This is a genomic window from Nocardia sp. NPDC058499, assembly GCF_042719915.1.
Taxonomy (GTDB): Bacteria; Actinomycetota; Actinomycetes; order Mycobacteriales; family Mycobacteriaceae; genus Nocardia.
The window spans coordinates 760,914-773,410 of the sequence record NZ_JBHXMZ010000002.1 but is presented as its reverse complement, the minus strand read 5'-3'; the positions used below and the strand labels follow the sequence as shown (position 1 = coordinate 773,410).

General features: G+C 67.4%; 12 protein-coding genes. 5 read left to right on the top strand and 7 right to left on the bottom strand.

Translation table 11 applies throughout. The features are described from left to right. Nucleotides 1-410: 410 nt before the first annotated feature. Together ACFWPH_RS08600 and ACFWPH_RS08595 are read right to left on the bottom strand one after the other, a co-directional pair. Nucleotides 411-1,085, bottom strand: coding sequence for a response regulator (locus ACFWPH_RS08600; RefSeq protein ID WP_378748938.1), 675 nt, complete (start codon nt 1,083-1,085; stop codon nt 411-413). Further along, the gene (locus ACFWPH_RS08595; RefSeq protein ID WP_378748937.1) at nt 1,082-2,284 is read right to left on the bottom strand and encodes a sensor histidine kinase; all 1,203 of its coding nucleotides are present in this window, start codon (nt 2,282-2,284) and stop codon (nt 1,082-1,084) included. Before ACFWPH_RS08595 ends, ACFWPH_RS08600 begins: the two co-directional genes overlap by 4 nt. Nucleotides 2,285-2,558: 274 nt before the next feature. On the opposite strand from ACFWPH_RS08595, the gene ACFWPH_RS08590 reads away from it, so the two are divergent. The 3 genes from ACFWPH_RS08590 (at nt 2,559) to ACFWPH_RS08580 (ending at nt 4,993) form a co-directional block, all read left to right on the top strand. Further along, nucleotides 2,559-3,149 carry a sugar O-acetyltransferase gene (locus tag ACFWPH_RS08590; RefSeq protein ID WP_378748936.1) on the top strand — a complete coding sequence of 197 codons (591 nt, stop codon included), beginning with the start codon at nt 2,559-2,561 and terminating at the stop codon, nt 3,147-3,149. A gap of 142 nt (nt 3,150-3,291) precedes the next feature. Further along, nucleotides 3,292-4,143, top strand: coding sequence for an alpha/beta fold hydrolase (locus ACFWPH_RS08585; RefSeq protein WP_378748935.1), 852 nt, complete (start codon nt 3,292-3,294; stop codon nt 4,141-4,143). A gap of 4 nt (nt 4,144-4,147) precedes the next feature. Then, on the top strand, nt 4,148-4,993 hold the full coding sequence (locus tag ACFWPH_RS08580) for a MerR family transcriptional regulator (RefSeq protein WP_378748934.1): 846 nt from the start codon (nt 4,148-4,150) through the stop codon (nt 4,991-4,993). Here ACFWPH_RS08580 and ACFWPH_RS08575 read toward each other — a convergent pair. Then, complete coding sequence (locus ACFWPH_RS08575) at nt 4,899-6,131, bottom strand: PucR family transcriptional regulator (protein WP_378748933.1); 1,233 nt, start codon at nt 6,129-6,131, stop codon at nt 4,899-4,901. The genes ACFWPH_RS08580 and ACFWPH_RS08575 overlap by 95 nt on opposite strands. A gap of 259 nt (nt 6,132-6,390) precedes the next feature. Continuing rightward, nucleotides 6,391-7,020 carry a TetR/AcrR family transcriptional regulator gene (locus ACFWPH_RS08570; protein ID WP_378748932.1) on the bottom strand — a complete coding sequence of 210 codons (630 nt, stop codon included), beginning with the start codon at nt 7,018-7,020 and terminating at the stop codon, nt 6,391-6,393. Between the two features lie 204 nt (nt 7,021-7,224). Between ACFWPH_RS08570 and ACFWPH_RS08565 the strand changes: the two genes are divergently transcribed. After that, nucleotides 7,225-8,598, top strand: a complete 1,374-nt coding sequence (locus ACFWPH_RS08565; protein ID WP_378748931.1) for an ABC1 kinase family protein — start codon at nt 7,225-7,227, stop codon at nt 8,596-8,598. Nucleotides 8,599-8,616: 18 nt separating this feature from the next. On the opposite strand, the gene ACFWPH_RS08560 is transcribed toward ACFWPH_RS08565, so the two are convergent. Both ACFWPH_RS08560 and ACFWPH_RS08555 read right to left on the bottom strand, forming a co-directional pair. Beyond that, a complete protein-coding gene (locus ACFWPH_RS08560; protein WP_378748930.1) occupies nt 8,617-9,615 on the bottom strand; it encodes a TIGR03617 family F420-dependent LLM class oxidoreductase in 999 nt (332 codons plus the stop codon). A 43-nt stretch (nt 9,616-9,658) separates the two neighbouring features. Continuing rightward, the gene (locus ACFWPH_RS08555; RefSeq protein WP_378748929.1) at nt 9,659-10,909 is read right to left on the bottom strand and encodes a cytochrome P450; all 1,251 of its coding nucleotides are present in this window, start codon (nt 10,907-10,909) and stop codon (nt 9,659-9,661) included. Between the two features lie 242 nt (nt 10,910-11,151). On the opposite strand from ACFWPH_RS08555, the gene ACFWPH_RS08550 reads away from it, so the two are divergent. Continuing rightward, nucleotides 11,152-11,706: a TetR/AcrR family transcriptional regulator gene (locus ACFWPH_RS08550; RefSeq protein ID WP_378748928.1), complete on the top strand. Its 555-nt coding sequence runs from the start codon at nt 11,152-11,154 to the stop codon at nt 11,704-11,706. An 82-nt stretch (nt 11,707-11,788) separates the two neighbouring features. Here ACFWPH_RS08550 and ACFWPH_RS08545 read toward each other — a convergent pair whose 3' ends face one another. Further along, entirely contained in the window at nt 11,789-12,352 is a 564-nt protein-coding gene (locus ACFWPH_RS08545) for a Uma2 family endonuclease (protein ID WP_378748927.1), read from the bottom strand. Nucleotides 12,353-12,497 lie beyond the last annotated feature (145 nt).

The following is a 12,497-nucleotide window of genomic DNA, read 5'->3' as shown; positions in this document are numbered from 1 at the left end:
TCGTGGACTCCCCGCCGCGCTGAGCCGTCCGGCGCGGGCCAGCGAAATGGCTTGGGGTCGACACATTTCGATGAGTCCGAATCGCGCGGCAGCAGATTTCCGGCCCGGCGGCCGGCAGTGGAAGTAACCGATTCGGATCTGCACTCATACCGACGGAACTCGTGCTCGGTGGGCGTGGTCCGTGTCCGGCGGAGATCGGCGGCGACTACGTGAGAGCGTGTACCGCAGTAGCTTTCGGCGACGCTCACTGTCGTAGCCGCAGTTGGCTGCCTGCGACAGGATCGGCAGGGGCCGGTTCCGGCGGGCAGTAGCTGTTCCGGCGCGTCGGTCGGGCGCTGATCGCAGGCGCTTGGAGGAGCCGGTGGGCCGCCGGGGAGTCCGGCCTCGCGGGAGCCTATCGCCGTGGCCGTCTACGGAGCCGAATCACACAACCCGGTCTGATAGGCGATCACGACCAGTTGCGCCCGGTCCCGGGCACCCAGTTTCACCATGGCGCGGCTGACGTGGGTGCGGGCGGTGGCCGGGCTGAGAAACAGGGTGGCGCCGATCTCGTCGTTGCTCATACCCTGCCCGACCAGCGCGAGAACCTCGCGTTCCCGGTCGGTGAGCACACTCAGCCGGTCCTCCGCGGACCGCGCGACCCGCCGTGCCGCGGTGAACTGGCCGATGAGCCGCCGGGTGATACGGGGCGCGAGAAGGGCGTCACCGGCGGCGACAACGCGGATCGCGTGCAGCAGTTCGGCGGGACCTGCGTCCTTGAGCAGGAATCCGCTCGCACCCGCCTGTAATGCTTCGAAGACGTTGTCGTCGGTGTCGTAGGTGGTGAGGATCAGCACCTTGACCTTCTCGAGTCCGGCCGTTTCGGCGATCCGGCCGGTGGCGCGTATCCCGTCCAGCGTCGGCATCCGGATATCCATGAGCACGACATCGGGCCGGGTGCTGCGGGCCAGCTCGACCGCTTCGGCACCATTGGTGGCTTCCCCGACCACCGTGATGTCGTCCTCCAGGTCCAGCAGGACTTTGAAACCCGAACGAACCAGCCGCTCGTCGTCGGCGAGCAGAACTTTGATCGGTGGTGTGTTCACAGGCGCGGACCCACCGGGGCGAGCGGCAGACTGGCGGTGACCTCGAATCCGCCGCCGGGGCGCGGTTTCGCGTCGAGTTCACCGCCGAGCAATCGGCAGCGTTCGCGCATACCGGCGATTCCGCGACCCGAACCGGTGTGGCCGGGTCCGGGGGTGCGGCGTCCTTCGTCGATCACTCGGATGTACAGGGCATCGACCACGGGTTCCAGTATCACCGTCACCCGGGTCGGTCCGGCATGGCGGATCACGTTGGTGAGGGATTCCTGCACGATGCGGTACGCCGCACTGCCCACCGCGCTCGGCAGCGCCGGCACCGGTTCGGGTTGTTCGACGCTGATATCGAGTCCGGCCTCGCGGGCCTTTCCGGTGAGTTCGCGGATCTGGTCGAGCTTCGGGAACGGTTCACGCTCATCGCCGTCACGGAGCACACCGAGGATCGCGCGCATCTCCTGCAGCGCCCGGGAACTGGTCTGTTCGATGGTGTGCAGCGCATCGCGGGCCTGTTCCGGCCGTTTGCCGAGCACATGCGCGGTGACCCCGGCCTGGACATTGATGATCGCGATGGCATGGGCGACGGTGTCGTGTACCTCGCGGGCGATCCGTAGCCGTTCGGCGTCGACCCGGGCGCGGGCCTCCTCCTCACGCGAGCGTTCCGCGAGCTCCGCGCGGTTTTGCGCATCGGCGGCCATCACCTGCCGCGACCGCGCGGATTCGCCCAGCATGGTGGCGATCACCGCCCCGCCGATCCGGAAGAACACCCAGCCGATCGCCGATACCGGCTCCACATCGGCGCCGGCGATCACCCAGCCGACCGAGAGCACCGCGATCCCCGCGCCTGCGATCCGCAGTGAGCGATGCCCGTCGCCGTATGCGGCGACGGTATACAGAGCGACGAAAAGTCCGAGGTAGGAAGCACGATCGGGAAAGTCGAAAGCGAAATAGATCAGGCTGGCCACACCGGTGATCGCGAAAACCGCGACGGGCCGCTGCCGGCGCGCCACCACGGCCACACCGCTCACGACCAGCAGGACGTACCCGATCCCCGATACCGGTGTCGATGCCGGCTCGACCGGCACCGGAACCATCGCGCCGAGCACCTGGATCACCGTGACGAACAACCCCAGCGCGATATCCGGGAACCACGCGGGCCGCCGCGTGAAACGCGCGGACAGCTCTCGTGACACCGTCCGCAGATCCATATCGTGACAGTACGTGACCCCCGCCGATTCAGGCTCCCGTCGGGAGGCGTCACCGGCTACGGCAGGCGACGTACCCGAGCGTGCCCGCTCTACGCGCACCGACGTAGGCGGCGGCAGGTTCGACCTGTTTCGCCCATTCGGTACCGGCGGTCCTCAGCAGCGGGAAGGCATACCTTCGGCGCCGTGCATTCCGGACCGTCGTACGCATGGACGGGCCTCGGCAGCCTCGATATCGCCGTGCCGGAATCCGCCTGTCTACGGCAGGATCGCCGGTATGTCTACGCAGAAGCAGCGCATGCTGGCCGGAGAGCTCTACCGGGACAGTGATCCCGAACTGGTCGCGGAACGGCGGGCCTGTCAGAAACTGCTGGATCGTTTCAACGAGACGAAATCCGGCGACGAGGCGCAGCGGCGCGACATTCTGGAGAACCTGCTCGGTGCCGTGGGCGAGGGTTCGTGGATCATGCCGCGGTTCCAGTGCGATTACGGCTACCTGATCGAATTGGGGCGCAACAGTTTTCTCAACTACGACGCGATAGTGCTGGATTGCGCGCCGGTGCGGATCGGTGACGACGTCTCGATCGGCCCACGAGCTCAGCTGCTGACCGCGTTGCATCCGATGGACGACCACGAACTGCGGCGGCAGCGCTGGGAGACCGCCGCGCCGATCACCATCGGCGACAATGTCTGGCTCGGCGGGGGCGTGCTCGTCTGTCCCGGCGTCACGATCGGGGCGAACGCCGTTGTCGGCGCCGGCAGCGTCGTGACCAGGGATGTGCCGCCGCAGGTGTTCGCCGCGGGCAATCCGTGCCGGGTCGTCCGGCACCTCGCTCCGGCAGCGGCCACCCAGACCGGCGCGGTGTAATTCGCTGTGCGACCACGACGAATGAACAGACACCCCACGGGTGGCCGGGCCGGGGTGAGCATCGCATCGTCGCCCCCAGCCGGGGCGCTCCCACCCTCGGTGGTTGACCTTGACCCTGGGTCAATCTCGCAGCATGGGCGTCATGACCTGCAACATCGACGGTATCCGGTCCGGCGGCGGTCACCGCCCCGGCCTGCAACACTTCTCCATCGATCACGAAGGTGGCACCGTTTCGGTGTCCCGCGGCGGCCGTGGGCGAACCGTCGTACTCTGTCCCGGCCTGTATTCCACACAGGCCGGACTGCATGTTCTGATCGAGTTGCTGCGGCGCGACCACGATGTGGTGGCCTTCGACCTCCGCGGGCACGGTCTCAGCACCCCCGCCGCGCGTTACTCGTTCGCAGACTTTCTCGGGGATCTGGCCGCCGTCGTGGCGGCTGTGCGGCTCTCCGATCCGGCACCCGTGCTCGCGGGCTACTCACTCGGTGCGGACCTGGCCGCACACTATGCGTCTGTACACCCCGGCGGTGTGGGCGGGCTGGTACTCGTCGACGGAGCGAATCCGATACCCGAACCGTTCCTCTCCGCGGCCGATATGCCGGAGTTCCGGGCGATGTGGGAGAACTCGGCGGCGCCGGACCGCGACGATACGCGCGACGCCGCGGACCGGGTGTCGCTCACCGCGCAGCAGATACTCGACCTGAACCAGGAACTCGATATGATCCGCACCCGAACCCTTCTCGGCCGGTACCGCGATATCGACGCTCCGATCAGCATGATCATGTCGGCCTCGATGGCCGGCGGCGGTGCCGGCGAACGGACCCGGTGGCGCAATCGCAACTGGCGGGAGGGGATCGAACGACTCTCCCGGGCGCGGCCGGATATCACGACTCACTGGCTGGATGCCGATCATGGGCTGGCGTTCACTCATGCGCCGGAAATCGCCCGGATCGTCGCGGATCACATCGGTCGGCTGCCGGGTCCCGGACACTGAACCGATGCTGACCATCGGCGAACTGGCGTCGTATGCCGGAGTGACGGTGCGCGCGGTCCGGCACTACCACGCGAAAGGACTGCTGGCGGAACCGGAACGCGACCATTCCGGCTATCGGCGCTACGACGCCGGCGCGGTGATCGAATTGCTCGAGATCCGGACGCTCGCCGAAGCCGGAGTGCCGCTGGTGCGCGTGCGGGAACTGCTGGGGGCCGGCGAAACGGAGTTCGCCGCGGCAATCGCCGAGATCGACCGGCGGCTGCGCGCGGAGATCCGGGAGCGGCAGCGGCGGCGGGAACGTATCGCCCGCCTCACCGCCGGCGAGGGCCTGGTGTTGCCGCCGGAGGTGGTCGAATTTCTCGATCGCCTCCGTTCGCTCGGGATCGACGAACGTATCGTGCGCTTCGAGCGTGACGGTTGGATCCCGTTGGTGGCGCATTCGTCCGAGCGGATACCGGAGTGGATCGCCCGCAAACATCAGCAGTTGGACGATCCGCGTCTCATCGATTTCTACCGCACCCTGGGCAGCGCGCTCGACCTGCCCGACGACGACCCCGCACTCACCGAACTCGCCGACTCCATGGCCGGCTACATCACGGAGCTGGCCGATGAACTGGGCGAGGACCACCTGGGCGCCACCGGTATCGAGCCGCCGTTCGCCGAACTGCTCGACACCCTCGCATTCGATACCGTGCCCGCGGCACGGCGGCTGATCGAACTACTCCGGAAACGTGGCTGGACTGGGTGGACCACGCTCAGGCGATGGCCGCCGAGCCGCGTGAGCGGCGGGCGACCAGGGAACTGTAGAGATACCACCAGGTGCGAGAGTTCGTGGGATCGAGGCCGGTGAGTTCCCCGATGCGCTGCATGCGGTAATCGACCGTGTTCGGGTGCACTGCCAGTTGCCGGGCGGTGCGGGTGCGGTTGCGATCGGTGTCGATGTAGGTCTGCAAGGTCTGCAGCAGCTCGGGGTGGCGGTCCAGCGGGTCGAGTAGCCGGTCGAGGCGGGCGCGGCCGACGCCCGGGCGGGTCAGCTGGTATTCCAATGCCAGTTCGGCGAAGCGGTGGACCCTGGCCCCGAGTCCCAGCTGTTCGACGATATCGAGCAGTTCGTGAGCCTGCCGGGTCGCGGCCGGTACGTCGTCAGTGCCCGCGGATACGACGGTCGCGGTGATATCGACATAGGTTGCGGCGGAGAGTTTCTGCACGAGGTCATCGATTCCGTCCTCGGCGCACGCATCGGCGGGAACGAGGATGGTTCCACCGTCGACCGAGAGCAGCGGCAATGCCTGGCGGTCGAGCAGCGTGGCCAGCGCGGACTGTAGCCGGCGCAGTTTGCGGCGGGCGACGACCTGGCGGTCCAGGCGCGGATCGTTCTCGTCGCGGTGCGCGGGTACGGCGAGCGCGAGCACGTAATAGCGGTCCGCGATGGGGATACTCGCGTCTCGGGCCATGGCGGTCGCGGTATGCCCGCCGAGCAGGGCCGAGGTCACTGTGTGCACATCGGTGTGGTGTGCGCCGGCAGCGCTTTTGAGTTCCCGGACATAGGCTTTGCTGACGGTGGACGTGATCAGGGCGAGCAATTCGACCGAGGCGGTGATCGCGACGGTGATATCGATGCCGGACTTCTGTCCGGCCGACGGAACCAACCGCTCTACACCACCCTTCACCGCCCGGTGGGCGGCGTGCAGCACGGTGCCGATCTCGACGTCGTCGCGTGCCCAGCCGCCGGCGGCGGCTTCGAGCCGGTCGAGCCGCTGCGGCGGGCATTCGCCGCGCAGTCGCTGGATCAACCAGCCGAGGCAGACCCGGACCACCGCGGTGAGCTCACCGCGCAAGGCATCGCCGGGGATTGCCGGGCACAGCGTTCCGGATCGCGTGAGGTCGGCCACGATCTCACGCGCCAGCCGATGCACATCGGGTGCCGGTGGGGCGGAGGGGTAGATGCCCGAAGCGAGTTCATGGCGATCGGCGCTCTCGATAATCACCGGGGGACCTCCTTGTCACCGCATGGTCGATCAGCCCGGCGCGACGGCCGGGGAACGAACCGTCGCCGGTCACGGTGCGGCGGGCGCCGGTTCCGAACCCACGGTAATCTGAGCTATCACTCACCTTCTACTCCGCTTCCGGTGACCGTCGGTTACGCGTAAATGGGTGGGTTTACCAGCTTGAATGGAAGTCCTGATTCGAGAGACGAGCGTTATGCGGAGCTGATCGCCGCAACTGCTCACTTTTCGCTCGAACCGCTCAGGCGGCGAGACGCCGCTCTATCTCGGATTCGATCCAGCGACCGATCATCCGGGCGGTCATCCCGACGGCCGCCCTGCGCTCGCCGTCGTCGACCTCGAGGGCGGACACCCGCAGCACGGCCGCGAACATGGTATTGATCAGGACGAAGCTCATCGTGTCGTACTCGCGGTCGTCACCCGGGCCCAGTAGCTGGATCAGCATCACCTTGACCAGGATGCGCAGGCGGGGTTCGAATTCCGGTATACCGCTGTTGTAGAACTGCACTCCCGCCACCAGCGCGCGGACCAGCGGCGCATTGGCCACCAATTCTTCGGTGATGATCTCGAGGACTCCGGCGATGATCTCCTCCGGTGAGTTCTCCGAGAGGCCGGCCAGGTGATTGGTGATTCGCTGCTCGATGGTCTCCAGTAGCCGTTCGAGCAACTCGTCGACGATGACAGCGCGGTCGGTGAAATAGCGGTAGACGGTGCCGATGCTGACGCCGGCCGCCGCCGCGATCCGATTCGTCGAGGTATCGGCGATACCGCGTTCGCCGAAGAGCCGGGCAGCGGTGTCGAGAATATGCTCGCGGGTCGCCCGCGCACGCTCCTGGGTCGGGCGCCTGCGCTGACCTGTTCTGGCGGGCACCGCTGCCTCCTGTTCCTGCGCACAACGACGAGCTCGACCAGCTTAGTGCGGCAGAAGGCCCCGGCCCGTGAAATCGCCTGTTCGCCGGCCCATCGAGGTGCCGGGAGCCCGGTCGAACGCCTCTCGCTCGCGGCAGCTACTCGCGGTCGGGCCGCGCCGGCAGTAGTGTGGCCGCCGTTACACCGGGGAGTTCTGGAGGCGCGGATGGCAACAGATCGGGTTCCGCACGGACGTCTCGCCCGGGGAAGCACGCTGGGCAGACTGGCCGCGGGCCAGGCCATCCGGGAGGCCGGGACAAAGGTCGCGATGCTGGGCAAACCCGAACAGGCCCGGCGGGCGCTCGCCGAACGATCCACGCTGCAGGCAGCGCAGCAGATGGTGACGGTGCTGGGCGGTATGAAGGGCGCCGCCATGAAACTCGGGCAGATGCTGTCGGTGCTCGATATCGACCTCGTGCCGGAATCGCACCGCGAACTGTTCCGGCACAAACTCGCCGAACTGCGTGATCGTGCACCCGAATTTCCCTTTTCGGCGATGCGCACCGTGATCGAGGACGATCTCGGACGCCTCTCGGCGATCTTCGCCGATATCGACGAGACACCGATCGCCGCCGCCTCCATCGGGCAGGTCTACCGTGCCCGGCTGCGCGACGGGCGCACCGTGGCGGTCAAGGTCAAATACCCCGGTGTCGACGAGGCCGTGCACGCCGATATGCGCAACCTGAAACTGTTCGCCAAACTCTGGAAAGCTGTGCTGCCCAGCGCCGCCGACGCGGGAGTGCTCGATGAGATCGCCCGCACCATCGGCGGTGAACTCGACTATCCACGCGAAGCGCGCAACCAGCGCCGCGTCGCGCAGCGTTACCGCGGGCATCCCTTCCTCACCGTTCCCGACTGCCTCGGCGAGCACTGCGGACCCAACGTTCTGGTCACCGAGTTCGTCGACGGGCAGCCGTTCGATGCCCTGCGGGCCCTGCCCGCCGGCGACCGGGCCCGGCTCGGCGAGCTCATCTACCGCTTCTACATCAACTCCCTGTTCACCGACTACGAATTCTGTGGCGACCCGCATCCGGGGAATATGTTGCTTGCCGCGGACGGTCGGCTGGCCTTCATCGACTTCGGTCTCTACCACCGGATGGATCAGGTGCACGCCGATTTCGAACGCGACTGTCTGCGCGCCGCCGGGCAGATGCGCGGCCGGGACCTCTACGACGCCTGGGTGGGCCGCGGGATCATCGACCCGCACGCCGGGGTCGCCGTGGACGAATGCCTGAGCTACGTCTGGGCGGCCGCGGGCTGGCATCTGCTCGACGACGAGATCACCATCACCCCCGAACTCGCCACCGGGGCGGTGATACTTGCCATGGACCCGCGCGCGGCCGAATTCCGCGGTATGCGTCGACAGTTACTGCCACCCGAGCACGTGTTCTCGCGCCGTGCGGACCTTTTCACCTTCGCGGCGCTCGGCCAGTTGGGCACCACGAACAACTGGCACCGGATCGCCCGTGAATGGCTCGAAGGTGAGGCCCCCACCACCGAGATCGGACGCGCGATCGGGGATTGGCGGGCCGCCTGCTGAGCTGACGATCGAGCCCGGTCAGCGCAGAGCGGTGGCGAGGGCGGCGATCTGGTCGGTCGGTGGGTCGTAGCCCGGGAAGTAGCAGCACACCCGGTCCGCGACATCCGCGAAGCGGCGTTTGATCTCGGCGGCACACTCTTCCGGGGTGCCGCGCACCGCGAGCGTTTCGAGCACCGGTTCCGAGATCCGATCGAACATGGTCATGATGTCGCCGGATTTCGAGAGGGCGTTGAGTTCCGGCTGGAGCTCACCCCAGCCTTCGATATCCAGGACGGGCCGGTACGCCGGGGTCGAGCCGTAGAACGCGAGCAGCCCGCGCACCCCGGTCGAAGCCGCCGCGCGCTCGTCGGCGGAGCGGCCCATCGCGACGATCACCTGTGGATACAGTGGAAATTCTGTACGCCCCGCGCGTTTCATCCCCGCCGCCACCGCGGGTAGCGTCCGCTCCCGGAAATGACGGTGGCTGTGGAACGGCATCACCAGCAATCCGTCCGCGACCTCCGCAGCGGTGCGGGTCATCACCGGTCCCAGCGCGCCGAGCAGCACCGGCGGGGGGCCGTACGGATTGGGGCCGGGCACGAACGTCGAGGGCATCAAGGTGTGCCGGGTGTACTCACCTCGGAACTCCAGCGGGGTGCCGTCCTGCCAGGAGGTGAGAATGGCCCGCACCGCCAGCACGCTCTCCCGCATCCGGGCCGCCGGAGCCGACCAGGTCGCGCCGTAGCGTTTCTCGATATGCGGCCGGATCTGGGAGCCGAGCCCGAGCCGGAACCGCCCGCGCGACATCAGCTGCAGATCCCACGCGGCGTGCGCCAGATGCATCGGGCTGCGGGGCATGGCGATCGCGACATTGGTCATCAGATCGGTATCCACCCGGCCCGCCACCGCCGCCAGCGGCAACAGAACATCGTGCGGGCCTTCGAATGTGAACAGGCCGGCGGCTCCGGCCCCGGCCAGGGCGTGCGCGCGCTCCTCGCAACGGTCCGGGCGGGCATCCAACTGGAGATCGAGCAGCATCAACCCATCCAAATACATGCCGGACCGGACCGCTGCCGAATCGTCAGGAGTCGGCGTTGTCGACGGAGCGGAAGTCGACCTGCAACGGCAGGGTGCGGTGGCGGCGGACGAATAGGCTGGGAAGCCAGCCGGCCGCGGCATTTTCGGAGATGGTGAACCGGCGGGTGTTGCCGAGCAGTGCGGTAAGGGCCGCAGTGGCCTCGAGTTTCGCCAGAGCCGAGCCGATGCAGTAGTGGGCGCCTTTGCCGAAGGCCAGGTTGCTCCGGTGGTCGGGTCGGTGCAGGTCGAGCGTGTCGGGGTCGGGGTAGACGGCGGGATCGCGGTTGGCGGCTCCCCAGAGGAGTAACAGGTGGCTTCCCGCAGGTAGGTTCACCCCGCCGAGTTCGGTATCGGTAGTGACGTGCCGGTGGTGGCCGCGGAACGGTGACTCCAGCCGGAGCGTCTCATCCAGGAAAGCAGGGATCAGGCCGGGCTGTTCGCGCAACTGCTGTTGGAGGTCGAGGTCGTGGGCGAGGAGACGGGCGCCATTGGCGATGAGCCCGGCGGTGGATTCGCCGCCCGCGCCGACGAGTTGTACCAGGATCAGGACGGCGACATGGTCTTCGATCCGGCCGTCGCGGGCGGCGTCGGCGAGGACACCGAGCAGGCCGTCGTCGTGCGCGCCGGGACGGGCCTTGGCTGCGGCAAAAGCCGTGTGCAGATAGCCGGCGAGTTCGGCGGCCGAGGTCATCAGCTGCGGCAGGCGTTCGGCGGGGGCGACTCCGCCGAGCATCTCGGTGGAGTCGTAGGCCCAGCGCAGCAGTTGGGGGTGGTCGGTCTCGGGGAGACCGATGAGGCCCGCGACGACCGCGAGCGGAAGGCGGTCGGCCATTCCGGTGGCCCAGTCGATGCGCCCGGCCTGGACTTCCTGCCGCCACAGCCGGTCGACCAGCGTATCGACCGTCGCGCCCAGAGTGCGGATTCGTCTGGCGAGGACGGGCCCGACCAGTTTGCGGTGCGCCGCGTGGACCGGGTCGTCGGCCGTCGCCAACACATGCACGGCCTGCCCGGCGGCGTCGATATCGAATGTCGCGGCCGAACCATCCGGTTCCCTGACCAGTACAGAGGTCAGGTTCGAGGAGAACTCGCCGGCCCGGGTCGCGGCTTCGACGAGCAGTTCCCAGGTGGTGACCAGGAAGAAATCGGTGCCGGGTACCCGATACACCGGCGCCTGCTCGCGGAGTGAGCGGTACAGCGGGTAGGGATTGTCGAGGTATACGGGATCGAATACATCGATTGCCTGTTTCGAGGTCATCGTTCACTCCGGGGTTCGGTGGTCGAGTGCGATCACCAGCTTCTGCGGTGCGTGGCACTCGAAACAATCACCATCTCGCACTGAGACATGAGCCGCTCTTCGTCGGGGCAGAATCTCGAGATCGGCTGCTTGCGACTGGACATATGCTGCAGTAACCCGTAGACGCGGACTAGACGATATCGGTCAAGTGTCTCACCATGAGACAGTATTACCGAGGGTTGTCGTCGGACAGGTTGGAGCAGGTGGCAGGTAGCGTGGATTGGCTGGCAGGGGGTGACCGGCGCACGATCGCCGTAGACCGGATCGAGCGTGCGGCCATGGCGTTGTTTCTCGAACAGGGCATCGACAAGGTGACCGTCGACGGTATCGCCGCCGCGGCAGGGTGCTCCCGGGCGACGCTGTACCGATACTGCGGCGGGAAGACTCAGCTCGTTCATTCGGTGCTGGCGAAGGCCGCCGCGACGGTGGCCGAGCGCGTCGCGGCGGCCATCGAACCGTTTCAGGGATCTCGCCGGCTGGTGGAAGCCGTTCTCGCCGCCGTGGCCGCCATCCGCGCCGACCCCACGCTGGCCCAATGGCTCACCCGGCACCGTTCCGCGGCCACCGACGAGCTCCTGTCCACCGCCCCGGAACTGGGAAAAATCGCGTCGACGCTGACCCGGATCGCCCCGGATGCCGAGGCGGCGCAGTGGATCGTGCGGATCGTGCTCGCGCTGCTGAGCTGGCCATTACCGGATTCCACCGCCGAACGGCGCATGGTCGAACGATTCGTTGCGCCCGCACCCGTGAATCGGTGAGCACCGCGCGGTTCGCCCGGCAGCGAAGGGATCCTTGCTGCACCTTTGCCGATCAACCCGGCGTGTCCGATGGTCGAATCGATCAGACCTCGAGATCGATCTCAGTGGCGAAGGGAGCCGAGACCTTGACGACGCCCGTATGCATTTCTCCGGTCCGGTACGTTCCGGTCGCCGGGTCGAGCACGTACGTGTAGATCAGCGGGATCCCGGTCGCGGCCTGCTCGACCCGCCAGTAGAAGGCGATACCCGCTTTCGCGTACTGGTCCACCTTCACGATCCGGTCGGTGGTTTCGGAGCCGGGTGAGACCACTTCCACGACCAAGAGCACGTGTTCGGGGCGGGTGGGCGCGATATCGATCGTGTCCGCGCGGTACACCACCACGTCCGGGCGACGGTTGGTGAGCGGGACATCTTGGAGCCGCACATCGAAGTCGGTATCGGCGTTCCAGTCCGGTCCACCCGCGGCATCCAGTGCATTCGCGAGGATACGAGCCAACCGGTTGTGCCGTTTGGACGCGCTGGGGCTCACGACGACCATCCCGTCCACGACCTCGATGCCCGCACACTGCTCTTCGGACCAGGAGTCGTACTCCGCTGCCGTGATCTGCTGGTGCATCCAGGCCGGCGTTATCGACTCGACAGACATGACACAGCTCCTCCCGTACCGCACGGGGCGGGGCAGTTCCCGCTGGGCTCAGTGTACAAGCGCGCGTCGACCGACCTGTTGTACGCAGCCCTTCCGGAAACGCACGACGCCGGGCTGACCCACCTTCGAGAGAGGGGCGCCCGGC